Annotated in this window: 22 protein-coding genes and 1 riboswitch; of the genes, 10 read left to right on the top strand and 12 right to left on the bottom strand. The window is 70.3% G+C overall.

Annotated elements, in window-relative coordinates; all coding sequences use genetic code 11:
- Positions 1 to 51: 51 nt before the first annotated feature.
- Positions 52 to 945, bottom strand: a complete 894-nt coding sequence (locus IPG61_14975) for a serine acetyltransferase (GenBank protein MBK6735353.1) — start codon at positions 943 to 945, stop codon at positions 52 to 54.
- A 265-nt stretch (positions 946 to 1,210) separates the two neighbouring features.
- Here IPG61_14975 and IPG61_14970 point away from each other — a divergent pair, with 265 nt between their 5' ends.
- The 4 genes from IPG61_14970 (at position 1,211) to IPG61_14955 (ending at position 3,529) form a co-directional block, all read left to right on the top strand.
- A complete protein-coding gene (locus IPG61_14970; protein MBK6735352.1) occupies positions 1,211 to 2,215 on the top strand; it encodes a DUF1573 domain-containing protein in 1,005 nt (334 codons plus the stop codon).
- 4 nt (positions 2,216 to 2,219) lie between these two features.
- On the top strand, positions 2,220 to 2,744 hold the full coding sequence (locus IPG61_14965; GenBank protein MBK6735351.1) for a hypothetical protein: 525 nt from the start codon (positions 2,220 to 2,222) through the stop codon (positions 2,742 to 2,744).
- Positions 2,741 to 3,172 (top strand): DoxX family membrane protein, encoded by a 432-nt coding sequence (locus tag IPG61_14960; protein MBK6735350.1) that lies wholly within the window; start codon positions 2,741 to 2,743, stop codon positions 3,170 to 3,172. The genes IPG61_14965 and IPG61_14960 overlap by 4 nt, the downstream gene beginning before the upstream one ends.
- Before the next feature lie 177 nt (positions 3,173 to 3,349).
- Positions 3,350 to 3,529 carry a 4Fe-4S binding protein gene (locus IPG61_14955; GenBank protein ID MBK6735349.1) on the top strand — a complete coding sequence of 60 codons (180 nt, stop codon included), beginning with the start codon at positions 3,350 to 3,352 and terminating at the stop codon, positions 3,527 to 3,529.
- A 104-nt stretch (positions 3,530 to 3,633) separates the two neighbouring features.
- Here IPG61_14955 and IPG61_14950 read toward each other — a convergent pair whose 3' ends face one another.
- The 11 genes from IPG61_14950 to IPG61_14900 form a co-directional block, all read right to left on the bottom strand.
- The gene (locus tag IPG61_14950; GenBank protein MBK6735348.1) at positions 3,634 to 3,954 is read right to left on the bottom strand and encodes a YbjQ family protein; all 321 of its coding nucleotides are present in this window, start codon (positions 3,952 to 3,954) and stop codon (positions 3,634 to 3,636) included.
- Between the two features lie 22 nt (positions 3,955 to 3,976).
- Positions 3,977 to 4,438 carry a zf-HC2 domain-containing protein gene (locus IPG61_14945; protein ID MBK6735347.1) on the bottom strand — a complete coding sequence of 154 codons (462 nt, stop codon included), beginning with the start codon at positions 4,436 to 4,438 and terminating at the stop codon, positions 3,977 to 3,979.
- Positions 4,435 to 5,094 carry an RNA polymerase sigma factor gene (locus tag IPG61_14940; protein ID MBK6735346.1) on the bottom strand — a complete coding sequence of 220 codons (660 nt, stop codon included), beginning with the start codon at positions 5,092 to 5,094 and terminating at the stop codon, positions 4,435 to 4,437. Before IPG61_14940 ends, IPG61_14945 begins: the two co-directional genes overlap by 4 nt.
- Positions 5,095 to 5,676 (bottom strand): cob(I)yrinic acid a,c-diamide adenosyltransferase, encoded by a 582-nt coding sequence (locus tag IPG61_14935; GenBank protein MBK6735345.1) that lies wholly within the window; start codon positions 5,674 to 5,676, stop codon positions 5,095 to 5,097.
- Positions 5,677 to 5,779: 103 nt separating this feature from the next.
- The gene (locus IPG61_14930; GenBank protein ID MBK6735344.1) at positions 5,780 to 8,869 is read right to left on the bottom strand and encodes an efflux RND transporter permease subunit; all 3,090 of its coding nucleotides are present in this window, start codon (positions 8,867 to 8,869) and stop codon (positions 5,780 to 5,782) included.
- A gap of 2 nt (positions 8,870 to 8,871) precedes the next feature.
- Positions 8,872 to 11,985, bottom strand: a complete 3,114-nt coding sequence (locus IPG61_14925; protein MBK6735343.1) for an efflux RND transporter permease subunit — start codon at positions 11,983 to 11,985, stop codon at positions 8,872 to 8,874.
- Positions 11,985 to 13,160, bottom strand: a complete 1,176-nt coding sequence (locus IPG61_14920) for an efflux RND transporter periplasmic adaptor subunit (GenBank protein MBK6735342.1) — start codon at positions 13,158 to 13,160, stop codon at positions 11,985 to 11,987. The genes IPG61_14925 and IPG61_14920 overlap by 1 nt, the downstream gene beginning before the upstream one ends.
- 175 nt (positions 13,161 to 13,335) lie before the next feature.
- Complete coding sequence (locus IPG61_14915; protein ID MBK6735341.1) at positions 13,336 to 14,748, bottom strand: hypothetical protein; 1,413 nt, start codon at positions 14,746 to 14,748, stop codon at positions 13,336 to 13,338.
- Between the two features lie 73 nt (positions 14,749 to 14,821).
- A complete protein-coding gene (locus IPG61_14910) occupies positions 14,822 to 16,885 on the bottom strand; it encodes a TonB-dependent receptor (protein ID MBK6735340.1) in 2,064 nt (687 codons plus the stop codon).
- A 154-nt stretch (positions 16,886 to 17,039) separates the two neighbouring features.
- Positions 17,040 to 17,168: riboswitch (cobalamin riboswitch) on the bottom strand.
- Between the two features lie 64 nt (positions 17,169 to 17,232).
- Entirely contained in the window at positions 17,233 to 18,324 is a 1,092-nt protein-coding gene (locus IPG61_14905; GenBank protein ID MBK6735339.1) for a tRNA-dihydrouridine synthase family protein, read from the bottom strand.
- Between the two features lie 4 nt (positions 18,325 to 18,328).
- On the bottom strand, positions 18,329 to 18,862 hold the full coding sequence (locus IPG61_14900; protein ID MBK6735338.1) for a ferritin family protein: 534 nt from the start codon (positions 18,860 to 18,862) through the stop codon (positions 18,329 to 18,331).
- A 282-nt stretch (positions 18,863 to 19,144) separates the two neighbouring features.
- Here IPG61_14900 and IPG61_14895 point away from each other — a divergent pair, with 282 nt between their 5' ends.
- The 6 genes from IPG61_14895 (at position 19,145) to IPG61_14870 (ending at position 24,870) form a co-directional block, all read left to right on the top strand.
- A complete protein-coding gene (locus IPG61_14895) occupies positions 19,145 to 20,437 on the top strand; it encodes a citrate (Si)-synthase (GenBank protein MBK6735337.1) in 1,293 nt (430 codons plus the stop codon).
- Positions 20,438 to 20,533: 96 nt separating this feature from the next.
- The gene (locus tag IPG61_14890) at positions 20,534 to 20,749 is read left to right on the top strand and encodes a hypothetical protein (protein ID MBK6735336.1); all 216 of its coding nucleotides are present in this window, start codon (positions 20,534 to 20,536) and stop codon (positions 20,747 to 20,749) included.
- A gap of 135 nt (positions 20,750 to 20,884) precedes the next feature.
- Entirely contained in the window at positions 20,885 to 21,622 is a 738-nt protein-coding gene (locus IPG61_14885; GenBank protein ID MBK6735335.1) for a TetR/AcrR family transcriptional regulator, read from the top strand.
- Positions 21,615 to 22,976, top strand: a complete 1,362-nt coding sequence (locus tag IPG61_14880) for a TolC family protein (GenBank protein ID MBK6735334.1) — start codon at positions 21,615 to 21,617, stop codon at positions 22,974 to 22,976. Before IPG61_14885 ends, IPG61_14880 begins: the two co-directional genes overlap by 8 nt.
- 83 nt (positions 22,977 to 23,059) lie before the next feature.
- Entirely contained in the window at positions 23,060 to 23,941 is an 882-nt protein-coding gene (locus tag IPG61_14875; GenBank protein MBK6735333.1) for an efflux RND transporter periplasmic adaptor subunit, read from the top strand.
- Positions 23,938 to 24,870, top strand: coding sequence for an ABC transporter ATP-binding protein (locus IPG61_14870; protein ID MBK6735332.1), 933 nt, complete (start codon positions 23,938 to 23,940; stop codon positions 24,868 to 24,870). The genes IPG61_14875 and IPG61_14870 overlap by 4 nt, the downstream gene beginning before the upstream one ends.
- Positions 24,871 to 24,875: the final 5 nt, after the last annotated feature.

Raw genomic sequence — 24,875 nt, 5'->3', positions numbered from 1 at the left:
ACGGTGGCGGGCCGTCGGTCTGCCCCGACCTGCGACAGGCGGCTGCGGATTTCATTTCACCACGCGGGCACCGGCGGCGACCGAACCGGTAATCCAGGTCCCGCCGCCGATCACGGCGCCGTTGCCGATCACGGTCTCGCCGCCGAGGATCGTCGCACCGGCGTAGATGGTCACGTCGTCCCCGATGGTCGGGTGGCGCTGGCCACCCTTGACGAGCGTCCCGTCGGGATTGCGCGGGAAACTGAGGGCGCCGAGGGTCACGCCCTGGTACAGCTTCACCCGATCGCCGATGTGCGTGGTCTCGCCGATGACCACGCCGGTGCCGTGGTCGATGAAGAACGAGGCGCCGATGCCGGCCCCCGGGTGGATGTCGATGCCCGTCTGGCGGTGCGCCCATTCGCTCATCATGCGGGGCAGCAGCGGCACGCCCAGCCCGTGCAGGGGATGCGCCAGGCGGTGCACCGTGACGGCGTACACGCCCGGGTAGCAGAGGATGATCTCTTCCCAGCTCGTGGCGGCAGGGTCGCCCTCGAAGGCGGCCCGCACGTCCTGGTCGGCCAGGCGGCGGACGGCCGGCAGCCCGGCCAGGTACTCCAGGGTGAGCCTGCGGGCGGCCAGCGCGTAGCGGTCCTCGACGGGGCCGGGCCCGGCCGGGGCGACCAGCCCCCCGAGTTCGGGCGCCCAGAGGTCCTCGCAGCGGCTGCCCTTGCGGTGGCAGAAGCGCAGGATGTCCGCCAGGACGTCCGCCAGCTGCCGGCCCACATTGTCCAGGCGCCCGCCCAGCTGCAGCTCGAGGTCGGCGCCCGGCGGGACCGGCGCCCCGTGGTAGCCGGGAAACACCAGGGCCAGCAGTTCCTCGAGCAGCTGCGCGATCACCTCCGGGGAGGGCAGGCTTTCCCTGCCCAGCCGGTTGAGTCCGCCCAGGTCGCGATAGCTGTCGGCCATTTCACGGGCCAGGGCCCGCAGGCGCCTGCCGCGTTCCTCATCGGTCACGATGTGCTCCCGGCGCGGCCGGGACCCGGCAGGGTCCGGCGGCGGCGCGGCCACCATGATAAGTCGCCGGGACCGGGACTTGCCACCGCCGCTGTTCGGGGCCATCCTGTCGGGCGGGGATTTTCCCGGAACCGCAGCCGCCGGGCCGGGGTATCATCCGGACTGTACGTCCGGCCCCCTCAGGCACACCGATCCCAACCACCCGGAGAGTCTGCGCATGCGCCGAATCCCGCTGATCGCTTTTGCGCTGCCGGCCCTGCTGCTGGCCGGCGTCGCCTCCGCCCAGTCCATCAAGCTCGACCCGACCGCCATCGACCTCGGGACGATGAAGCAGATGGATACGCGCACGGTGAAGGTCAAGGTCACCAACGCGGGTGCGGGACTGCTCGTCATCGAGGACGTCCATGCCGACTGCGGGTGTACCGTTCCCGAACTGAAGGTCAAGAGCCTGAAGGCCGGCGAGTCGACCGACCTGGTGGTGAACTTCGACAGCAAGCAGTTCAACGGCCAGGTGCACAAGACCGTGAAGATCACGTCCAACGACCCGGACCGCCGCACGGTCGACCTGCCGTTGACCGCGAACGTCAAGGCCGTGCTCATCGTGGACCCGGTTTCCGAGCGCGTCGGCTTCCCCAGCAGCCTGAAGGGCGAAGTGGCGAGCCGGACGGTGACCTTCACGGCGCCCGAGGTGAACCTCAAGCTGCAGGCCGACAAGACGCAGAAGGGCCTGTTCGACATCAAGATCACCAACGGCGCCGACGGCGACCCCCACAAGTCGGTGCTCGAAGTCATCAGGCCGGCCCGGATGGGCTCGGGCCAGCACCAGGATGTCGTGCGCCTGGCGACCAACATCCCGGAGCGCCCGACCATCGACATCGAGATGCGCGCCATAATCGCCGCCGCGGTGAGCGCCAGTCCCGACGTGGTCAACTTCCGCTACCAGCCGTCGTTCACGCAGACGGTGCGCATCTTCGCCGCCAAGCCGCCCCTGGATTTCAAGGTGCTGCGCGCGGAGATCGACCTGCCCGAGGTCAAGTTCGAGATCGTCGAGGCCGTGCCGCGCCAGGAGACGCACATCAAGCTGACCGGCGCCCCCATCGCCAAGACCGACCCGCGTGCAGCCTCTTCCCAGGGGCGCATCACGGGCACGCTGAAGGTCTACACGGACCTCAAGGCGGTGCCCGTTATCGAGGTGCCGGTCTCGTACATGATCCGGATGTGACCCGATGGCGCGTACCTGGTCCGGCGCCACGTCCCTGCCCGCGCGGCCGCCCCTGGCGACGGCTGCGCGGCAATTGCTGTTGCTGCTGGCGTTGAGCGCCGTCCTGGCGGCCGGACGCTGGGCTTTCGTGGGCCCGCGACTGCCGCTGCGCGCCGATCCTGCCGACTACGAACTGGAGTTGAGCGCACCCACGCTCGACGTGTCCCTCGCGCGCCGCTACTACGACGAAGGCATCCACCTGTTCATCGACACGCGTGAGGAAGGACCCGGCGTCGACGACACCGTGCCCGGCGCGTTCGTGATCCGACCGGACCTCTTCGACGACGACCTGCTCGCGCTGCTGGATATCATCTCGCCGGATGACCGGCTCATCCTCTTCGGGGACGGGAATCTCGCCCTGGCGAACAATGTCGCGGCGCGGCTGGTCCAGCGCGGCTATCCCCATGTGGAGCTGCTCAAGGGCGGGCTGGCGGCGTGGCGCGAAGCCGGCGGCCCCGTCTCGCCGCGGGCGCCGGCGGTGGCACCATGATGCGCTGGTTGTCCCTGGTGTGCCGCCTGGTCGTGGGCGGGGTCTTCATCTGGGCGTCGCTCGACAAGCTCGCGCACCCCGCCGAGTTCGCCAAGGCCATCCACCACTACCGGATCGCGCCCTACGCGCTGCTGCACCCGGCGGCGCTGCTGCTGCCCATGGTCGAGGCCGTGGCCGGCGTCGCCCTCGTCATCGGCTGGCAGCGGCGCGGTGCGGCGCTGGCCTGCGCCGGCATGCTGCTCGTGTTCCTGGTGGCCATCGGTTCGGCCCTGGTGCGCGGGCTGGACATCAGCTGCGGCTGCTTCAACACCGACGGCGGCCATGCCGTGGGGCTGGACCTGTTCTGGCGCGACCTCCTGCTGCTGATCGCCTGCCTGCCGCCCCTGCTGGCGGCCCGCGGCGGTTTCGGACTGGATCGCGATCGCTAGGAAAGATCCCCGACGGGCCCGCGGCTGATTTGCATAATCAATTGTCACCACACAGCTTGCGCTCACAATTGAAAATCACGGTCGATTTGACAGCACATCGTCAATGCGTCATATTCGGCCCGTTCACCGCCGCCCCCTGGGTGCGGCGCCGGACCCGTCCCCCAGGAGGATGAAGCGATGCCCGCATTTGTCGACAAGAACCTGTGCAACACCTGCGAAACCTGTGTCGATGCCTGCCCGACCGAGGTCATCTCGATGGTCGACGGCAAGGCCTGGGTCAATCCCGAAGAGTGCATCGACTGCGAAGCCTGCATCGACGCGTGCCCCGAAGACGCGATCAGCATGGTGGACGGCTGACCGGCCCACCGCCCCGCAGTCCGCGGAAAACGAAGAGGGCGCTCCCGGCGGGCGCCCTCTTCGTTGCTCTCCGGAGTAGCGACGGAACGTACCCGCCCGACCGGCTACAGGTCCTCGATGATCACGGCGGTGCCGTAGGCGAGCAGCTCGGCGGCGTGCTCCATCATCTCGGCCGAGGCGAAGCGCACGCCGACCACGGCGTTGGCACCGTTGGCCTGCGCCTGGGCGATCATGCGGTCGAGGGCTTCCTCGCGGCACTCGGCGATCATCTTCGTGTACTCGGTGATCTCGCCGCCCACCAGGTTCTTCAGTCCCGCCATGAAGTCGCGGCCGATGTGGCGCCCGCGGATGGTGTTGCCGCGCACGAGCCCGATCGTGCGCACGATGCGCTTGCCGGCGATCTCGTGCGTGGTGGTGACGATGATGCGGTCTGACACGGGACCCTCCTCAGCGGACAATGTCGTCATAACGGGTGCGCTTGCGGGTGAACAGCCGTTCGCGCAGGACCGATACCAGCAGGACCGTCACGCCCAGGGCGCCGGCCAGCAGGCCGCCCTTCACCAGCAGCGGCAGTTCGGCCGCGAAGATGGCGCGCCCGGTCTGCAGCAGCGCCCAGGTGCCGCCCACAACGAGCCCGGCCACGAGGAGCACCCAGCCCAGCGAGCGTTCGCTGCGGTTGTAGGCGTTGTTCCAGAACGACTCCCAGTCCTCCGGCGGGGCCTCGCGCAGGCGCAGGCCGTCGGTCACCTGCTTGAAGGTGCGCAGCCGCTCGACTTCGCGGCGCGCCTCGGCACTGGTGGCCAGGTGGGCCTCGACACGCGCCAGGTCGGCGCCGTCCAGTTCGCCGTCGACGTACGCCGAGAGCAGCGGCGCATCGGCTACGGGGTCGAAGGCAGGCCGCCCGTTCATGGCGCCTCCTCCAGGCCGAGGGCCGGTCGCAGCCGCAATCGCGCCGCGTGCAGGCGCGACATCACCGTGCCCAGGGGAATGTCCATCGCCGCGGCGATCTCGCGGTACTTGTGGCCCTGGAAATGGTACATCACGAAAACCATGCGCATCTCTTCGGGCAGTTCGGCGATGGCCCGGCCCAGGCGCTCACGGAGGTCCGCGGCCTCGGCCGTGGCCAGTGCGTCGGGGGCACCGTCGGGACGCGTCACGAATTCGAGCGGGATGTCGCCCTGATGGCGTTTCTCGTCGCGCTTCTGGTTGAGCGCCGTGTTGCGCACGATGCGGTACATCCAGGGGAAGAACGGCTCCTCGAGCCGGAACCGCTCCAGCGAACGGTGGATGCGCAGGAACGACTTCTGGACGGTGTCCATCGCATCGTCGTGGTTGCCTGTCAGGCCCAGCGCGATGCCGTAGGCCGGCTGGCGATAGCGGTTCATCAGCTGCTCGAATCCATCCGTGTCGCCCGAGAGGAAACGTTCGATGTCGGCACGGTCCCGGCGGCGCTGCTCCTCCCACGGATCGATGGCGGCAGGCCCCGGAATGCCGGATGACGACGCAGTTACCCCGGCGTCGTCGTCCTTATTCGCCCGCCCCCCGCTGAAAGCCGACAGGAACAATCAGGCGTCCTTCCCACCCCGCCAGGGCACGTCAGGCAGCCCGGCTGCCCGGTTCGCGGCCCGGGCCAGGGTGAACAGGTAGTCGCTCAGGCGGTTCAGGAAGACCAGGGCGCCGCCCGGGACGTCCTCCGTGGCAGCCAGGGCCACCGCAGCCCGCTCGGCGCGCCGGCAGACGGTCCGGGCCAGGTGCAGGTGGGCCGCCGCGGCCGTGCCGCCCGGCAGGATGAACTGGCGCAGGGGCGGCAGCCGGGCGTCGTGCGCGTCGATGAGGGCCTCGAGCCGGGCCGCGTCGAAGGGGTCGGCCGGGGCGCCGGCGGCCAGCAGTTCGATCGAACGGCGCGGGTCGGCAAGTACCGTCCCGAGGTCAAACAGGCGGCTCTGCAGCGCGGTCAGCTCGGCCGCCAGGCCGTGCTCCTCGGAGCCGCCCTCGCGGGCCAGCAGCGACACGCAGCAGCCCAGCACGCAGTTCAGCTCGTCGACCTCGCCGTAGACGCCGACCCGGCGGCTGTTCTTGGGCACACGGGCGCCGTCGCCGAGCGACGTCTCGCCGCGGTCGCCGGCTCGGGTATAGATGCGCGTCATGAATCGGCTCCTTGCGGGCGTGGGCCGGCGCCGGAAGGTCCGGGGCGGGCGGGTCCGGTTGGCCCCCATTGTGGGCGATGGGACGCGGCGGCGAAAGGGGAAATCATGCGGCCGGGCGCCGGCGGCGCAACCAGCCGAAGCGGAGCGCGCGGCCGGCCAGGTCGAACCCGTCCTCGACCAGCGAGGCCAGGGTGGGCAACAGGATCGAGGTCAGGAACGTGCTGACCAGCAGGCCGCCCATGATCACGAGCGCCATGGAGTAGTAGTAGACGCCGCCCAGCGACGGCCGCTGCACGACGATGGGCACCAGGCCGATCAGCGTCGTCAGCGCCGTCATGATGATCGGGCGCAACCGTTCCCGCCCGCCCAGCAGCATGGCCGCCTCGCGGGCCATCCCGCGCCGGCGGTACTGGTTGATGTGCTCGAGCATGACGATGCCGTTGTTGACGACGATGCCGATGAGCAGCAGCAGGCCGATGGCCGCCGGCTGGTCGAAGGCGGTGCCGGTCAGGTGCAGCGTCCAGATGGCGCCGGCCAGCGCGAAGGGCAGGGCAACCATCAGCGCGGCGGCCTGCCGGGTCGATTCGAAGAGGCCAGCCATGACCGCGTAGACCAGCAGCAGGGCCAGCGCGAGGTTCACGCCGAACTCGCGCGACTGTTCCTTCTGGCGGTTCTGCCAGGCGCCGAACGTCCAGCTGTAGCCGTAGGGGAACTCCATCGCCGCCAGCGCAGCCTCGACGCGCGGCATGAACTCCTCGCGGGTGCCACCCTCGTAGCGGGCGTTGACCCACACGCTGGTCAGGCGGTTGTCGCGCTCGATGTGCTCGCGCCCGGGCCGGGTCACCAGGTCGGCAACCGCGCCCAGCGGCACCCGGCCCCCGCCCTGCGGCCACAGGGGCAGGTGCGCCAGCTGCTCCACGCTTTCATTCTGCTGCTCGTCCAGGGTCAGCCGCATCTCGCGTTCGCCGTCGGGGGTGCGGAACCGGCGCAGGCGCTGGCCGCGGTAGGTCAGGCCCACCACGTCGGCGACCTCGGTCGCGGTCAGGTCGTAGCGCGCACCCAGGTCACGATCGGGCTCGATGTGCAGCTCCTGCCGGGCCTCGGTGCGACGCGCCTGGGGCTCGCTCAGGCCCGGCACCGCCTCGAGGCGCGTGACGGCCTCCTCGGCCAGGCGCATGAGCACCTCGGTGTCCTCGCCGACGATCTGGAAGGCGACGAAATTCGCGCCCCCCCTGCCCCCGCGCCAACCCTGGCGACTCTCCTCGACCTGCAGGCGCACGCCGGCGATCTGCGGCAGGATCTCGCGCAGGCGACGACGCACGAGCGCGATGTTGTCCTCGGTGGCCTGCCCTTCCTTCAGGTACACGCGCGTCATGACCCAGTTGTCGTTCCAGAAGCTGTACAGCGACCTCGCCAGCAACTGCTCACGATGCGGCTCCAGCGCCTCTTCGACCTGCGTCACCAGCTGTCGCTTGCGCTCGAGGCTCAGCTCCTCGCTGATGTCGTAGCGCAGCTGCACGAACAGTTCGCTCTCGCTGGTGTCGAAATTCTTGTCGATCTTCTGGAACGGGTAGACCGCCGAACCGACCACCAGCAGGCCGACGGCGACGCCGGCCCAGCGCCGGCGCAGGCTCCAACCAAGGAGGCGCTCGTAGCGCGACTCCAGCCCCCTCATCCAGCGGCCCCGCGGACGGGGCTGCGAGTGGATGTAGCGCGCCGTGGCGAGCGGAATCAGCGTCTGGCTGATGAACAGCGACGCCAGCAGCGTCAGGCAGACCGTGACGCCCAGCTCCTTCAGGTAGATGTTCATCTCGCTGGGCTTGTTGAAGATCAGCGGCAGGAAGACGATGACCGAGGTCAGCGTGGCCGCCGTGACCGCCGTGGCGACCTCGCGCGAACCCTCGAGGGCGGCGGTGCGCGGGTCGGCGCCCTGCTCGCGGTGCCGGAAGATGTTCTCCATCACCACGACCGCGTTGTCCACGAGCATGCCGATGCCGACGATGAGCCCCAGCAGGGTCAGCGTGTTCAGGGAGTGCCCCTGCGCCCAGATGACGCCGCAGGTGACGATGAGCGAGAAGGGGATGCAGGCGACCGCGGCCATCGTGGTCGAGAAGCGGCGCAGGAACAGGAAGAGCACCACGGTGGCCAGCAGCGCCTGGAAGATGCCGGTGAACGTGAGATCCTTGAGCGTCTTGCGGATCTCGTCGCCCTGGCTGAACCAGACCAGGAAGTTGACGCCCTCCAGTTCGGGATCGTCGGCCATGGCGGCGATCACGCGCTGCAGTTCGTCGCAGACCTCCACCGTGTTGGCACGCGCTTCCTGGGCCACGGTGACGCCGACGGCAAAGTCGCCGTCCAGGTGGCGGCCGTACTCCAGGGGCGGCTCCTGGTAGATGACGTCGGCCACGTCGCCCACGCGCAATCCGTCGGCGCGGAGCGGCAGGTTGCGGATCTCGTCCACCTCGCCGAGGGTGCCCACGGTGCGCAGCGTGTAGCGTGAGTCGCCGCTGGCCACCCGCCCCAGCGACTGGTCGAAGTTGCCCACGCGCAGCACGCGCGCCACTTCGCGCACGTCGATGCGATGTCGCTCGAGGTCGGCCACTCGCAGGTTGACGCGCACCTCGCGCGGGTTCACGCCGTCGAGCCGCACCTGCGCCACGCCCGGCACCCGCTCGAGCGGCTTGATGATCTTGCGGTCGAGCAGGTCGTAGCTTTCGCTGAGGTCGCGCGGCGAACTGAGCCGGCCCTCGAGCACGGGCATGTCGGCGTCGCGCGAGTCCCAGTTGGTCGAGACCTGCACGTCGCCGAGGTCGTCCGGAAGTTCGCCGCGTATGCGGTCCAGCCGCTCCCAGACCTCGACCCGGGCCAGCTGCATGTCGGTTGACCAGTCGAACTCCAGCCGCAGGCTGCCGCCGTCGCCCCCGCACCGCGACCAGAGGCTGCGCAACCCGCGCACCGAGCCCACCGCATCCTCGACCGGACGCACGATCATGCGCTCGACCTGTTCCGGCGAGGCATTGTCGTACGGCAGCTGGATGAACAGCTGCGGCTGCACGATCTCGGGCATGAAGGCCAGCGGCAAGCGCGTCAGGGCAACCGCGCCCAGCACGATCAGGCTGACGATGACCGTCAACGTCGTCACCGGCCGCCGGATGGCCAGTTCGGGCAGGCTGAAGCCGCGCGGCCGCTCCATGCTCAATCCTCCGCCTTCTCGTCGCGCATCGGCACCAGCAGGTAGACGGCGGGGATGACCACCAGCGTGAGGAGCGTGCTCAGCGCCAGGCCGCTGGCCACCGTGATCGCCAGGGGCGCCCGCAGTTCGGCGCCCTCGCCCCAGGCCAGCGCCATTGGGACCAGGCCCAGTACCGTGGTCAGGGTCGTCATGAGGATGGGGCGCAGGCGCAGGTGCCCCGCGCGCACCAGGGCCTCCTCGCGCGGCAAACCAACTTCGCGCCGGAGGCGGTTGACGGTGTCGATCAGCACGATGGCGTTGTTGACCACGATCCCCACGAGCATGACCGCGCCGATCAGCACGATCACCGTCACCGTGGTCCCCGTCAGCAGCAGGCCGCCGACGACGCCGATGAGCGCCAGCGGGATCGTGAACAGCACGATGAACGGGTGCAGGAACGACTCGAACGTGGCCGCCATCACCAGGTAGACCAGGAAGACGGCCAGGATCATGGCGAAACGCAGGCTGTTGAAGCTGGTCTTCATCTCCGCGTTCTGGCCGCCCAGCTCGGTGCTGAGCCCGCGCGGCGGCGGGTAGGCCGCCAGCAGCGCCTGCACGTCGGTCATGGCGGCGCCGAGGCCGCGCCCGTCCAGGTTGGCCGAGACCACGGCGGCGCGCTGCTGCTTCAGGCGGTGGATCTCGGCAGGTCCGCGCGCCTCGTGCACGTCGGCCACCGAAAGCAGGCGCAGCGATGTGCCGTCCGGGCCCGGCAGCACCAGGTTGCGGACGTCGTCGGCGGTACGGCGGTCACCCTCGCGGTTGCGCAGGCGCACGTCGATCTGCCGGTCCTCTTCCTTGTAGCGGGTCGGCACCACGCCCAGGACACGGCTGCGCAGCGTCTCCGACAGCACGCCCATGTCCAGGCCCAGCGAAGCAAGGCGTTCGCGGTCGAAGACCACCTGCAGTTCGGGATTCCCGGCCTCCAGCGACGAGCGCACGTCGACCAGCCCCGGCACGGCGGCCAGCCGCCGACCGAGGTCCAGCGAGTAGTCGCGCAGTTCGTCCAGGTCCTCGCCGTAGATGACGACCTCGATCGGGGTCTTGAGGCTGAAGTAGCTGGGCCGGCCGAACTTCACTTCCACATCGGGCATCGCCGCGAAGTCGGTGCGCAAACGCTCGACGACGGCGGCTTCGGCCGCGTCGTCGCCGCGGTCGGCCATCACCAGGTTCAACTGGCCCAGGTTCTCGGCCCGCGTGACCATCGACATGCCGCCGGCGGCCAGGCGGCTGCCCACGGTGGCGTACTGGCGGGCCAATGCCGGTTCCCCGGCGGCGGCCTGCTCCATTCCCTGCAGGGTGCGGTCACTCGCATCCAGCGAGGCGCCCTCGGGCAGCTTGACCTCGAAGTAGAACTCGCCCTCGCTCAACTCGGGGATCAGTTCGGTGTCCAGGAAGCGGATGGCCCACGCCGAAACGACGAACAGGCCGAAGGCCACGGCCACGGTCAGGCCTTTCCGACGCAAGGCCGCGCCGAGCACGCGACCGTACAACGCCGAGAACCAGCCCAGCGTGACGGGCACTTCGGCGGCGGCCCTGGTCGTGGACGTGACCGCTTCCACCGGGGCGCTGTCGCCCGCGAATCCGTCCACGCCGTCGTGACGCCGCGGCAGCCGCGCGCCGATGGCGCTCAGCATCGGGATCAGGGTGACCGCGACGACCAGCGACGCCAGCAGGCTGATCGTGACGGTGAGCGCCTGGTCCTTGAAGAGCTGGCCGGCCACGCCCTCCACGAACACGATCGGCAGGAATACCGCCACGGTCGTCATGGTCGAGGCGGCCACCGCCGGCCCCATCTCGACCGTGCCGTCGACCACGGCGCGGTACAGGGGCAGCCCCTGCTGCTTCTTCTGGAAGATGGACTCGAGTACGACGATGGAATTGTCCACGAGCATGCCGATGCCGAGCGTGAGCCCGCCGAGCGACATGATGTTCAGCGAGATGTCCATGCGGTACATGACCACGAAGGTGGCGATGACCGAGATCGGGATGGACGTGCCGATGATCAGCGTGCTGCGGATGTCGCGCAGGAAAAGGAACAGCACCACCACGGCCAGCAGTCCGCCCACCAGGGCGGCGTCACGCACCTCGTCGACGGCCTGCTTGATGAACGTGGACTGATCGAAGAGGACCGTCAGTTCGTGGCCCGGCGGAAGCTTGCCCTGTTGCCAGGCGGTGATGCGCTCGCGAAGGCGCGCCGCGGTGGTGACGGTATTGGCGTCACCTTCCTTGAAGATGGCGATCTCGACCGACTCGCGGCCGTTGACGCGGGTGATCTCCTCGCGTTCGCGCGCGCCGCGCCGCACCTCGGCGACTTCCTTGAGCCGCACCGGCGCCGCGCCCGGCAGGCTGATGATGAGGTCGGCGATCTCCTCGACCGAGTCGAATTCGTTGATGGTGCGCACCAGGAACTGGCTGTCGCGCCCGCGCAGCGCGCCGCCCGGCAGGTTCACGTTGCCCACGCCGACCACCTGGCGCAGGCGATCGAGCGACAGGCCCAGGGCCGCCAGGCGCTCCTGGTCGACGTCGATCTGGATCTCCTCCTCGAGGCCGCCCTTGATGGACGCAGCGGCAACGCCCTTCACCGTCTCGAAGTCCTGCTTCAGTTGCCGCTCGGCCAGGCGGCGCTGCGAGGTCAGGTCGCCGGGGCCGGTCAGGGCCAGCCGCACGACGGGATCCAGGGCCGGGTCGAAGCGGAGCACGACCGGGTCGAGCGCCTCGGTCGGCAGCACCAGGCGATCGAGTTTCTCGCGCACCTCCATGGCCAGTTCATCCATGTCGGCGTCCCACTCGAACTCGAGGATGACTTCCGACTGGCCCGGTCGCGACACCGAGTGGATGGTCTGCAACCCGCGCAGCACACCCACGGCCTCCTCGACCGGCCGCGTGACGAGATTCTCCACTTCCTGCGGCGCGGTGTCGGGAAACTCGGTCTGCACGGTGATGGACGGGTAGCTGATCTCCGGGAACAGCTCGAGCGACAGGCGGCTGTAGCCGACGATACCGAAGGCGATCACCGCCAGCGAGGCCATGACGACACTGACACGGCGGCGCACCGCCATCTCGACGAATGCGCGCATCAGCGGGCGGCCGCGGCCGGTGCGGCGGGAGCCGGCGCAGCGACAACGTCGGCGGCGAGGATCCTCACCGCGCCACCGTGCTTCAGCGAACGCTGGCCGCGGACGACCACCGGCTCGCCGGCGGCCAGGCCGCTGAGGACCTGCGCGTGCGTGTCGTCGGTGAAGCCCAGTTCCACGACGCGACGCTCGGCCACGGGATCGCCGCCGCCGGCCGGCGGGGCAGCCACGAAGAGCACGGACTCGCCCTTGTCGGTAAGCACGGCTTCGCGCGGCACCAGCAGCACACCCGTGCGCTTCTCCGTCACGACCTTCACCTGTGCGAAGTCGCCGGGGCGCGTGGCGGCCGGGTAGTCGTCCACCTCGATGGTCAGCTTGATCGTGCCGCTGGCCGGGTCGATGACCGGGCTGATCAGCTTGATGTGGCCGGTCAGCCGCGTGCCGTCGCTGTCGAGCACCAGGTCGACCGGCTGCTCGGCCCGCAGGCGCGCGAACTCCTTGCTCGGCACGTGCACCCGTCCCAGCAGCGGATGGAAGTCGGCCAGCACGAACAGCTCGGTGCCCACCGCCAGGTTCTGGCCGATATTGGCGCGGCGCGCGGTCACCCGCCCGCTGAACGGGGCCTTCACCGTGGTGTAGGAAAGGTTCAGTCTCGCGAGACCCTCGTCGGCCTCGGCGCTGGCCAGGTCCGAACGCGCGGTCTGGAACTCCTCCTCCGTGGCCAGTTGTTCGGCCAGCATGGCCTCGAGCCGTTCGAAGCGCGCGCGCAGGTTCGCGGTGCGCGCCTCGGCCTGCGTCAGGCGCAGGCGGTACTCGTCATTTGCCACGACGAGCAGGGCCTGGCCCTCGCGCACCTCGTCGCCCTCCTCGACCAGGAGCTTCTCGACGACGCCCGTGACGCGCGCCAGCACGGCCGCTTCCTTCTCCGCTTCCAGCGTCGCGGTGGCCTCGTAGTGCCGGGCGATGTCGCCGGTGGCCGCCGGCTCGACGGCGATCGGCAGCGCCTGCTCCTCGGGCTGGGCGCGTTGCGCACCGGCGCCGGCGCCCTGGCCTGCTGCGGCAGCCGGAGGCTGCCCGCCATCCTTGGAACAGCCCGTTGCGGACATCACGAGAACCGTCAGCAGGGCAGTACAGGCGAACGCTGTCGCCACGGGTCGGGAACGGACCGGCAGGACCATCAGGGCGGAGTCCCTTCATTGTGTGCGGGAGCCGGGCGTCGGGTGGGTCGGCGCCGGGAAGGTATCATTACGCGCGCGCGGGCGCCAAGGTTGCGCGCCTGACGGGAACGGCCGGGCGGGGCGCGCTGCCCCACCCGGCTACCCTTTCCGAAAGGCGCGGAGCCTGTTGATCCTGTTATTTCAGGAGCGTGATCGACCGCGTGGCCCAACCCCCGCCGCCCCGGGCCGTGAGCCGATAGACGCCCGCCGCCAGAGCACGGCCGTCGGGCCCGCGGCCGTCGAAGGTGACCAGCCCCCGCCCGTCGGCGTCGAGCTCCAGGGACCAGGAGGCGACGGCGCGCCCGGCCAGGTCGGTGGCCAGCACCTGGACCATGGCACCGGCAGGGCCGCTGAGGTCGAGCCGAGCCGACGGGTTGCAGGGGTTGGGGAACGGCGGCGACAACCGCAGCATCGCGGTCGCCGGCGCAGGGGGCACCGGCGCCGCCACCGGGTCGGCCGGCAGGACGAAGCTGAACGGCGGCAATCCGGTGGCGATCGGCGCCGATCCCAGCGGCAGGCCGGTGCAGGCGTTGTACACGCGCAAGCCGTCGGCGCCGAGCGTGCGGTCGGCCAGGAAGAGCTGGCAGCCGCCGTCCCAGGCCAGGTCCGAGTACACGAAGCCTCCGCCCGCCCGCAGCAGCGCGCTGCCCGGTCCGCCCTGCCAGCGCACGAAATTCGTGTTGAACGTCACGACGTCGCCCACCACGGCGTAGATGCTCGTGTGCCCGGTGGTGACGAAGGCGGCGATGTCACCGCCCAGCTGGGCCTCGGTCGCGACAAAGCCTTCGCCGGCCAGCGTCGCGGGATCGACCTGGTCGATGCCCCCGTCGAGCAGCCCGTAGAAACCGACGCAACCGACGCGCAGCTTCTCGCTGCCCGCCACGCCGACAGCCTCGATGCGCGTGTAGGGATTGCGGCCCACGAGCACGACGGGCTGCACGCCGGGCAGCGCCGGGTTCGCGTCGACCCACTGGCCGTTCGCCATGTCGAAGACCAGCAGGGCGCCCGGCCCCGACGGCGCGTAGAAGTTGGTGCGGTCCAGCTTCTGGCAGGTGATGAACAGGCGGTCACCGCGCGCCAGCATCCACGCGGTTTCCGGCAGGCCGTCGACGTCGGCGAAGGCCGCCGTGGAATAGGACTGCACGACGGCACCTGCTTCGACGTCGACCCGCAGCAGCACGGCCTGGTCGTAGCAGCTGACGAACGCGCGGCCCTGCGTGTCGAAGGCGATGTCCTGCGGGTTGCGCCCGGCGCCGAGGCTGAACTCGCGTACCAGCGCCATGCCGGCCGCCGGATCGTAGATCTGCAACACGCTGGCGCCGCCGCGGCCCACGACGTAGAGCAGGCCGTCGTATTCGCGACCCACCGCATCGCCCGGCGTCACCGCGAGGTCGCCGCTTGCTGTCCACGGCGAGGCATGGCTGAACGAGCGCAAGCGCCCGAACTGGGAGTAGTCGCCGGTGAGCACCCAGCCGGTGGCGGCGTCGGCCGCTGCGGCGGCAAGGACCGCCAGGCAGGCGATGATGAGGGGGATGCGGCTGGATTTCACGGTCGGCTCCTTGCGTTGCACGATGCTGTGGCGATCGATGTCCTGCGTTTCCCGCCCCGCCGGCGTCCCTTCCCTACAGGTCCCTCACGGCCACCGCCAGGCGCCAGGTGCGCCCGGGCAGCGGATATCCTTCCACGTCGTAGACGGCCTCGTCGGTCACGTTCTCGACGGCCGCCGACACGTGCAGTGACACGCCGCGGCCCAGCCAGGCGGCCGGCAGCGCGCGACCGAGCCCGAGGTTCAGGCGGGTGCGCTCCGGCGCGCGCGCCAGTTCCGTATCGGCGCGGTCGCGCGGGTTGCCGGACTGGTGCGTGACTTCAGCCCACGGTTCCCAGGCCCCGGCAGCCAGCGCCGCGTGCAGGCGCGCCTCGACTGCAGGCAGGTACGGCAGCGGCTTGCCATCCCAGGCCGGCAGGCCGCTGCGGTCGCGCGCGTCCTGCGTGGTCACGTTGGCCGCCACCCGCCAGCTTCCCTGGCGGTGCGCTGCCATCTCGCATTCCAGGCCGCGCGTGCGCGCCTTGCCGATGTTGATCGCCTTGCTCGTCAGCTGGCTGTTCTGCAAGTAGATGATCTTGTCGCCCGTCGTGGCATCGAAGGCGGCCAGGCGCAGGTCGAAGTGACCGTCCTGTGGGCGCCAGGTGACGGCGACATCGTGCGAGGTGATGGACTCCGGCTTGAGGTCGCGATTGCCGTCGATGCCGCCGCGCACGCCGAACAGTTCGACCCAGCTCGGCTCGCGCCGGGCGCGCGCGACATGCGCCTCGACGAACAACCGTCCGGCCAGCACTTCGCAGACGGCGCCCAGCGAAGGCGCGCTGTCGTCGCGGCGCACCAGCGGCGGCGGCACCGGCAGCCACGGGTAGAGCGGCGCCGAGGCGAAGCGGTCGGCGGTGCGCTGCCAGCGCCACGACGGCGTCACGCGAAGCCGCGCGGTGGTCAGGTCGACCGCGGCGAATACGCCGTGCTGCGTGCGTCGACGCTGCGGCTCCGCGGTATCGTGCAGGAAGTCGTCCTGCCATTGGCGCCGCCAGGTCAGGCCCAGCGAAGGCGCCACCGCGCGGCCGCGCGCCGGCGACCAGGCCACCCGACCGCCGAGATCCTGCGCCAATGATCGCGATGAGCCGGGGTCTCTCGAGCGCACCTCGCCGCGCGGATCGTGCAGCCGCTCGTCGCCGCGACCGGCCGCGAGGTCGGCGGTGAGCAGGCCGTCATCCAGGTCGGCCCGCAGGCGAAGGTCACCGTGCTCGTGGCGCACCGTGGCGTGCGGGCTCAGGTAGGTCAGCGGCCCGGGGCGACCGCCGTCGCGCCGGGTGTAGCCCGCGCCGACGCGCAGGGCCACACGCCCGGCCAGGCGGCTGGCGCCGACCCAGGCGCCCCATTCGCGCAGCCATGCGTTGGTGCGCGTGCGCAGCGAATCGTCGGCCGTGTTGTGGAACGTCTGGTGGTGATCGAGGAACGTGAAGTCGTTGTCGGCGCGGCGCGCGTGGGCGACGACGTCCAGGCCCGTGAGGGCGTCGCGGCTGATCCAGCCCGCGCCTGCACGCAGGGAATGCGCGCCGAACGAACCGACGGAGGCCTCCAGGTACGGGTGCGACGGCACGCGACGGGTCAGCAGGTTGACGGCGCCGATGCCGCCGCTGCCACCCAGCGCCGCCGGGACTACGCCGCGGTGCACCTCGATGGCGGCCAGTCGTTCGGCCGGCACCTGATCGAGCGCGGCGGCGCCATCCCAGGCGTCGGGCAGGGGCATGCCGTCGAGGAACAGGCGCACCTGCGCCGCCGAGCCGCCGCGCAGCGAGGGCACAGCCGACGAGCCGTCGACGCCCAGACGGCGCACCTGCAGGCCGGCCGTGGCCGCCAGCAGCGCCGCGATGTCGCGGCCGGCAGGCTCGTCCTCCAGTTCGATGCGCGTGATGACGCCCGCAGTGGCGGGCAGCGGCGAGGCAAGGATGGGCGTGGCGCTGATCACGAGCGTGTAGGCCCAGGTCACGCCGGGCAGGACACCGCCATCGATCGCGCCGTCGTGCACCACACCGAGCGCGACGACAGGCGCCCCAGCGAGCGCCGTCGTGGCATCGGCCCGGGCCGCGAACGGCAACAGCGACGCTGCTGCCAGGCACAGCCAAACGGCAGGCACGGCATAGCGCGCGCCGCGACCGCTTACGCAGTTGGTTTGCAGGGATGCATGATGCCGGCCCGCGCCGCCGCAAGGCAGGCGGGGATCACCCCGGCCCAGGGAACAAGCCACAGCCCGACCTCGCCCACGAAGGTTGGTGGCAGGCCTGGTGCCGGTCTCCTGGCTCGCGGGTCGTCCTACCGCCTGCGCCTTCCCGGGTCCCCTGAGGGGGCCCAGTGGCTTTGATGCAGGTTTCGTCGCCGCTTACAGTGGCGGGGCCGCGCCGGTCTTGCACCGGACTTCCGCTGGTCCCAGGCCTTGGCTGGAATTTTCGGTCGCGCGACCCGGAGGTCGCGCCGTCAGGGAGTCTAGGCGGCCGGGTAGTCCCTGTCAAGGACCCGGCGCCAGATCAGGCGGTGGTCGTCCTCGGCCGGGCTGGCCAGCAGCAGCGTGTCGGCGTCGCCTTCCGCCTGCGGCGTGCGGGCCTGCAGCAGCGATTCGGCGCCCAGTTCCACGAAGTCCGCCTCGGTCCACGGGTGGTAGCGGTGCGAGAAGCCGCAGTGCCAGAGGAAGAACCGTTCGACGCGGCCGTGGCCCTTCTCGTCGTCGCCGAAGTGCTCGAGCGCCAGGTCCACGAAGCGACGCATGACAGCCCAGCGCTCGGCCGTGGTCGGGTACCACGGTTCGTCGGCCAGGAGCTCGCGGAAGATCCAGGGCTTGATCAGGGCGCCGCGGGCCACGAGGAACGAGCGCACCCGCGTCTCGGCGCGACGGCGGCGCAGGTCCCACGGCGTCAGCACGTCGCCGTTGCCGAGCACGGGGATGCCGACCGCGGCCGCCGACTCCTCGATCAGTTCCCAACGCGCGCTGTTCCGGTAGCGCTGCGCGCGCGTGCGCCCGTGGATCCCGAGCGCATCGGCCCCGGCTTCCTCGCAACGACGCGCCAGATCGACGACGTTCAGCTTGTCCTCGCTGTAGCCGAGCCGCAGCTTCACCGAAAGCGGCAGGTCCACCGCTGCGCGCACCGCACCCACGATCTCGGCCAGTTTTCCCGGCCGCTGCAGCAGGGCGGCGCCCGACCCGCGCTTGACGATCAGGTCGATCGGGCAACCGAAATTGAGGTCGATGAAGCGTGCACCGGAATCGGCCGCCATGCGCGCGGCCTCGGCCATCACGTCGGCGTGCTTGCCGGCGATCTGGACACCGAACGCATCCTCGTCCGCATGGTGGCGCAGCAGCGGCTTCTCGCCGCCCCCAACGAGCTTGTGCGACAGCACCATCTCGCTGCAGGTCAGCTGTGCACCGAACGAGCGGCAGAGCCGGCGATACGGCAGGTTGCCGCCCATGGCCATGGGCGAAAGCGCCAGGACACCGCGGAACAGGTCGGACCTGCCCCGGTCGTACTGGCGCTCTGGCGATGGAGACGGTGCCTGGCTCTCCGGATCGGTGCTCCCGGTCACGTTCCTAGCCGCCGTCCAGCATCGGGTTGCCGTCGAAGCCGCTGAATCCCTCGGGGTCGGCGAGGTAGTCATAGGTGTTCTTAAGCAACGCGTAGTGGTTGCGTTCCTCGGCTGCGAGGTGCGCGAAAATGCCGCGCGCACGGTCGCTCTTCACCGTGGCGGCAGCGCCGTCGTAGAGCGCGAATCCGCGGCGCTCGACATCCATGGCGCCGTTGAGGATCTCCAGCTCTTCAGGCAGGTAGTCGTAGGGGTCGTGGGCCGCGGCCAGCGCCGTATCGAAGATGCGGCGGACATCGACGAGGTGGTCCTCGCCGACATCGGGCAGCACGTCGAGGTTGCGCTCGCGAAGCAGGTCCTCGCGCATGCGCACGAGGTAGGCCTTGTGGCCCGCCTCGTCCTTGGCCAGCGAATTGAAGAGATTGCGCTCGAACGTGGTGGGCGCGTGCTCGGCGCGCTCCTGGAAGAAGGCCATGCCCTCTTCCTCGAAGGCGATCGCCTTCTCCAGGATCTCCACACACAGCCTCAGGTCGTCGCTCATTGCGGGTCCTCCAGGGTCGTTCCCGGTCGATTCGGACCCGTCAATGGTAATCACCGGAGGTTCGAATGCCATGAAAAATCAGGTGGTCGCGACCAGCCTGTTGAATTTGCAGCAGGCTCCTGCTAGGTTCCCTGACAGGATGGTGTTGCGCCCTTAACAAGTGCAATTAAGTCCGAATTTTGCCGGCCCGGCGCCCGTGCGCCCGGGCGGACTGGACCGGTTCGAAATCCCAGCGCGCCGCCCCTCCCTGCCGGGGAGCCGCGGCCCAGCAAGGAGGGCGTGATGGCCAAGCTCCAGAATGCACTCGCCAAGAAGATCCCCGTGTGGCGTGACGAGATTCGCGAGTTGAACAAGGTTCACGGGAACCTCAAGATCGACACCGTCACCGTGGGACAGGCGTACGGCGGCATGCGCGGTATCAAGTGCATGGTGTGCGACACCTCCGAAGTCCCGCCTGACAAGGGCCTGCTCATCCGCGGTATCCCCATCGCCGACCTCACGAACAAGACCGCCGAAGACACCTTCTACCTTCTGTGCACCGGCGACCTGCCGTCGGCCGCCGACCGCAAGGCGCTGACCGAAGAGCTGGCCACGCGCGCGAAGGTGCCCGCGTACGTGTGGAAGATCCTCGAGGCGATGCCCAAGGACTCCCACCCGATGACGATGCTCGACACGGCGATCCTGGCGATGCAGCGCGAGAGCGAATTCGCCAAGGCCTACGACAAGGGCATGGCGAAGGCCGACTACTGGAAGCCGACGCTTGAGGACAGCCTGAACCTGATGGCCCGCATCCCGACCATCGCCGCCGGCATCTACCGCATGCGCTTCAAGAAGGGCCCGCGCATCGCCCCCAAGAAGGGCCTGACGATGGCCGAGAACTACGCGCGCATGCTGGGCATTCCCGACAAGAGCGGCGAGTTCGCCGATTGCATGCGCCTGTACCTGGTCCTGCACAGCGACCATGAGGGCGGCAACGTCTCGGCGCACGCCTGCCACGTGGTCGGCTCCGCGCTCAGCGATCCCTACTACTCGGTTTCGGCGGGCCTCAACGGCCTGGCCGGTCCGCTGCACGGCCTGGCCAACCAGGAATGCCTGGGCTGGATCATCGAGACGACCAAGAAGTTCAAGGGTGTGCCGACCGACGAGCAGCTGCGCAAGTACTCGTGGGACACGCTCAACAGCGGCAAGGTCATCCCCGGTTACGGCCACGCCGTGCTGCGGATCACCGACCCGCGCTTCTCGGCCTTCCGCGAGTTCGGCATGAAGCACTTCCCGGATGACCCCGTGATGTGCCTGGTCGACAAGGTGTTCAACATCGTGCCGCAGGTGCTGGTCGAGCAGGGCAAGGCCAAGGATCCCTGGCCGAACGTCGACGCCGCCAGCGGCGCGCTGCTGTACCACTACGGCCTGCGCGAGTTCTCGTACTACACGGTGCTGTTCTCGGTCTCGCGTGCGATGGGCATGCTCTCGCAGTTGATCATCAACCGCGCGATGGGCACCCCGATCGAGCGCCCCAAGAGCGTCACCACCGAGTGGATGAAGAAGACGGTGGCGGCGGCGACGCCGAACACCTGACATCCGTCCGGCAGTGCCTGAAATCCCGCCCGGGACGTTCCCCGACCAGATGGCCGAAGGAACTGCCCGGGCGGGTTCTTTATCGATGGAGGCGGCATGAAGGCAGCCCTGAAGAGACACGGGGACCTGATCCAGGTCGTCCTCGGGATCCTGGTGACGGTCCTGGCGGCCGTCGACATGCCGGGCAAGCCGGTGCGCCTGGTGGGCCTGCTGACGGTCGCCGCGGGCATGTTCGGAGCCGGGGTGGGCCTGGGGCAGGCGATCCAGCGGCGCCGTTCCGCGCGCTCAGGAACGGGCGGGAGCGCCGCCTGAGCCCGTCGTGCCGCCGAACGCGGGCGGGGCCGGCGGGCGGCAGTGACACAGCAGCCGGGGCGGAGTTAAACGATCGCTTGACTTAATCAATCGTTCAATTATACTCACCGGGTGACCCCAGCCCGGAGCCTGACCATGACAGAACCCCGTGCCCCCTATGCCCCCTCGGGGATTCCGGCCGCCGGACGCCTGCGGGCGCTGCTGGAAGCCCGACCGGGCGACCTGGCCCCGCCCCCACCCGATTCGCCGCCCGGTCGCATCCTCGCGGCCACGCGCGAACTGTTCGCCGAGGCGGGATTCGCGGGAGTCCCCGTGCGCGCGGTGGCCCGTCACGCCGGCGTGAACGTGGCCATGATCAACTACTACTTCGGCACCAAGGACCACCTGATCGATGCCGTGCTGACCCGGGAACTGCAGGACCTGATCGGCGACGTGATCGCCGGGCTCGACAGCGATGCCTCGGCCGAGCAGGTCCTCGCCGAGTTTCCGCTGCGCATCCTGTCTTCCCTGCGGGAGGATCCCCGGCGGCTGCGCCTGATGCGGCTGGCGGTCTCCACCGAGCCTGACCGCTTTCGCCGGATCATCCGTTCATTGGGCGACAGCAGCGTACTCGGCGTCAGCCGCGTGCTGGCCGACCTGGTCTCCGAAGCCCAGGCTGGCGGGCGCCTGCCCCTGCTCCCGGCCCGCTCCATCCTGCTCTTCCTGATGGCCAATGCCTACGGGCTCGTCTTCATGGAGCCGATCGCGCGCGAGGTCGTGGGCTTCGCGATGGATGACGATACGCACTGGCAGGAGCACCGGACGAACCTGTCCCGCCTCCTGCGCTACGGCTTGCTGGGCGCTGCGGCTCCCGGGGAGGATATCCATGCGTGACCCGCGGAATCCGCGGCTGCAGGCCCCGGCGCTGCCGGCGACCCTGCTGCTGCTCTGCCTCGGCTTCGGCCCCGGTATCTTCGTCGCGTCGCCGCCGGTCGTTGCCGCCACCGCAGCGGGCGACACGCTGCGCCTGGACCTGTCCGGTTGCCTCGAGGCCGCACTGTCCGCCGCCCCGTCCCTCGAGTCCGCGGCTGCTGCGAGCCGGGAGTCGGAGGCCGTGTCGGCCGAGGCTGCGGCCCGGCGGCAACCGGTGCTCGGCGCGGGCGGCTCCTACCAGTACGCCAGCGAGCACATGCGCAGCGAACTGGAACTGCCGGCCGGCTTGCCGTCGCGCACGCTCGAATTCGGCGACGGCCATGTGGCCAGCATCAACCTCGGCCTGGCCGTGCCGCTCTACACAGGCGGCGAACTGGCGCACACGGCGACCGCGGCTACGGCAGGCGTCGAGGCTGCGTCCCGGCGCGAAGACGGCGTGAAGCTCGACCTGGCCCGCAGCGTGCGCCTGGCCTTCACCGGCGCCCTGGGCCGCCAGGCGCAGGTCGAGGCCTCGGCACTGGCCGTGGCCCGGCTGTCGCGTCATCTGGAATCCGTGACCGGGGCCGAGCAGGCCGGCGCCGCGACCACCGAGTCCGTCGTGCGCGCACAAACGCGTCTGGCGCTCGCCCGTCAACGTCACCTGCAGGCCGAGGCTGCGCGCGACTCGTCGGCACTGGCGCTCGGCAGGCTCGTCGGTCGGCCCGGCGTGCCCGTGCTGCCGAGCGGCGATGTGGGCGCCTCGCTGCTGCTCGCCGCCGGCGACACGTTGCCCGCGGAAGGGCCGCGTCCGGAAGTGGCCGCCCTGTCCGCCGAGGCCCGGCGCCAGCGGGAACTGGCCGCCGCGGCGAGCGGCCGCCTGCGCCCGCGCGTGGTGGCCGATGTACGCGCCCACTACGGCCGGCCCGGGGTGGACGCGCTGGCCAACGAGTGGATGGGCTACGGAACCGCCGGCGTGAGCGTGGACTGGCAGCTGTGGGATGCCGGCGCCCGCCGCCAGCGTATCCATCAGGCCGAAGCCCGCGCGCGCTGGCTCGACGCGCAGCGCCGGGACCTGGACGAATCGCTCACGACCGCTGCGGCGACTGCCCGCGCCCAGTTGCGCTGCCCTTGCCAGGAGGCGCAGGTCGGCGAACGCCTCGCCCTCCAGCGCCGCCTGCTCGAGATGGTGGCAGGACGGCAGGCGCTCGATTCGGCCACCGAGACGGAATTCCTGGACGCACACGATGACCTGGCCCAGGCGGAAGTGGACCTGGCCCTGGTCCGCACGCGGGTTCGCCAGGCCGAGTCCTTCCTGCTCTGGACCCTCGGGCGATGATCACCCGTGGCGGGCATCGATGGTCGGCGACGGTCGCCGACCGGAGCAACGCGGACCCGACCGCTGACAAGAGGAGAACGACGATGCGACGAGTCCCTGGCCTGTTCTGGCTGATTCCCGTCCTGGCGCTCGGCGCCTGCGGCCGCGGCGGGCCGCCGGCGCCGGCCGGCACGTTCGAGGCGACTGTCGTCGACATCGCGCCGGTCCAGGGCGGACGCGTGCTTGCGGTGACGCGCCAGGAAGGCGAGCGCGTGGCTGCCGGCGACACCCTGCTGGTGCTCGACGGCGAGCTGATCGCGCTGCAGCGCGCCCAGGCAGCCGCCAACCACGCCACGCTGCGCGCGCAGCGCCTGGTGGCCGACGCGGAACTGGTAAAGGCCCGTCGGCAACTCTCGCTCCTCGAGAAGACGCTGACGCGTACGCTGACCCTTCGCGAACAGGGCACGGCTACCGGCCAGCAGGTGGACGATATCACCGCGCAACGCGACGTGGCCCGCGCGACGATCGACGCCGCCCGCGGGCGCCAGGCGGCACTTGACGCCGAGATCACGCACCTCGACTCCGCACTTGCCGTCCTTGATCGCCAGTTGCGCGACAGCGCCGTGCTCGCGCCCATGGCCGGCACCGTCCTGACGCGCACTGTCGAGCCCGGGGAGGTAGTCGCCGCCGGCCGCACGGCCCTGCGTCTGGCCGACCTCGCCCACCTGGAACTGCGCATCTACCTCGAGGCCGGCGATCTCTCGCGGGTCAAGCCGGGCCAGGAACTGCCGGTGCGCGTCGATGCCCTGCCGGGGAGCCCGCTGACCGGCACGGTGGCCTGGATCGCCGACGAAGCGGAGTTCACGCCCAAGAACGCCCAGACGCGCCATGCCCGCGCCCAGCTGGTCTACGCGGTCAAGTTGCGCGTGGCGAACCCCGACGGACGCCTGCATGTCGGCATGCCGGCCGAGGTCGACCTGCCGTGACCGAAGCCGCCATCGTCCTCGATGCCTTGCACAAGAGCTACGGCAGCACCGCTGCCGTGCGCGGACTCTCGCTGAGCGTGCCGCCGGGCTCGGTATGCGGGTTGATCGGGCCTGATGGCGCGGGCAAGACCACGACGATGCGCGTGCTCTGCGGCCTTCTGCGTCCGGACAGCGGCTCCGCCCGCATCCTCGGGCACGACTGCACGCTCGACTCGCGACACGTCAAGCAGCACCTGGGCTACATGCCGCAGCGGTTCAGCCTGTACCCGGACCTGACGGTTGGCGAGAACCTCCGCTTCTTCGCCGACCTGTTCGGCGTGCCGAAGTCCGAGCGTGCCGAGCGGGACCGCGAACTGATGGCTTTCAGCCGTCTGGAGCCGTTCCGCAATCGCCGCGCCGGCCAGCTCTCCGGCGGCATGAAGCAGAAGCTCGCGCTCAGCTGCACGTTGATCCACACGCCCTCGGTACTGATCCTCGACGAGCCGACAACGGGTGTCGACCCGGTCAGCCGGCGCGAGTTCTGGCGCATCCTTCGCGACCTTGCCGGACGCGGACTGGCCCTGATCGTCAGCACGCCGTACATGGACGAGGCCGCGATGTGCGACGAGATCGTGCTCATGCATGCCGGGCACGCCATCAGCCGCGGCACGCCGGCGGCGGTTGCGGCCTCGTTCCCCCGCCGGTTGCTTGCCGTCACCGGGGGCGACCTGCGAAGGGCTACCGAACTGCTGGGCGCGGCACACATTTCCGGGCTCGAAGTGCGGCGGTTCGGGGATCGCCTGCACCTCGTGCACGACACCGACGACCAGGCGCGGGCTGCCGCCACCGCACTGCAGGGAACAGGAGCCGCACTCGCGCCGGCCCAGGCGGGCATCGAGGATGTCTTCGTCGAGATGATGGCGCGCGCGGAACAGGAGGCGGCCGGATGACGACG

It is taken from the genome of bacterium, from assembly GCA_016703265.1.
Lineage (GTDB): Bacteria > Krumholzibacteriota > Krumholzibacteriia > LZORAL124-64-63 > LZORAL124-64-63 > CAINDZ01.
The sequence above is the reverse complement of the archived record's forward strand: the minus strand, read 5'-3'. Positions and strand labels throughout refer to the sequence as shown.

Coding starts and splice junctions, on each gene's coding strand:
- IPG61_14975 (MBK6735353.1), bottom strand. CDS start 945: ATGGCCGACAGCTATCGCGACCTGGGCGGACTCAACCGGCTGGGCAGG.
- IPG61_14970 (MBK6735352.1), top strand. CDS start 1,211: ATGCGCCGAATCCCGCTGATCGCTTTTGCGCTGCCGGCCCTGCTGCTG.
- IPG61_14965 (MBK6735351.1), top strand. CDS start 2,220: ATGGCGCGTACCTGGTCCGGCGCCACGTCCCTGCCCGCGCGGCCGCCC.
- IPG61_14960 (MBK6735350.1), top strand. CDS start 2,741: ATGATGCGCTGGTTGTCCCTGGTGTGCCGCCTGGTCGTGGGCGGGGTC.
- IPG61_14955 (MBK6735349.1), top strand. CDS start 3,350: ATGCCCGCATTTGTCGACAAGAACCTGTGCAACACCTGCGAAACCTGT.
- IPG61_14945 (MBK6735347.1), bottom strand. CDS start 4,438: ATGAACGGGCGGCCTGCCTTCGACCCCGTAGCCGATGCGCCGCTGCTC.
- IPG61_14935 (MBK6735345.1), bottom strand. CDS start 5,676: ATGACGCGCATCTATACCCGAGCCGGCGACCGCGGCGAGACGTCGCTC.
- IPG61_14930 (MBK6735344.1), bottom strand. CDS start 8,869: ATGGAGCGGCCGCGCGGCTTCAGCCTGCCCGAACTGGCCATCCGGCGG.
- IPG61_14925 (MBK6735343.1), bottom strand. CDS start 11,985: ATGCGCGCATTCGTCGAGATGGCGGTGCGCCGCCGTGTCAGTGTCGTC.
- IPG61_14920 (MBK6735342.1), bottom strand. CDS start 13,160: ATGGTCCTGCCGGTCCGTTCCCGACCCGTGGCGACAGCGTTCGCCTGT.
- IPG61_14900 (MBK6735338.1), bottom strand. CDS start 18,862: ATGAGCGACGACCTGAGGCTGTGTGTGGAGATCCTGGAGAAGGCGATC.
- IPG61_14895 (MBK6735337.1), top strand. CDS start 19,145: ATGGCCAAGCTCCAGAATGCACTCGCCAAGAAGATCCCCGTGTGGCGT.
- IPG61_14890 (MBK6735336.1), top strand. CDS start 20,534: ATGAAGGCAGCCCTGAAGAGACACGGGGACCTGATCCAGGTCGTCCTC.
- IPG61_14885 (MBK6735335.1), top strand. CDS start 20,885: ATGACAGAACCCCGTGCCCCCTATGCCCCCTCGGGGATTCCGGCCGCC.
- IPG61_14880 (MBK6735334.1), top strand. CDS start 21,615: ATGCGTGACCCGCGGAATCCGCGGCTGCAGGCCCCGGCGCTGCCGGCG.
- IPG61_14875 (MBK6735333.1), top strand. CDS start 23,060: ATGCGACGAGTCCCTGGCCTGTTCTGGCTGATTCCCGTCCTGGCGCTC.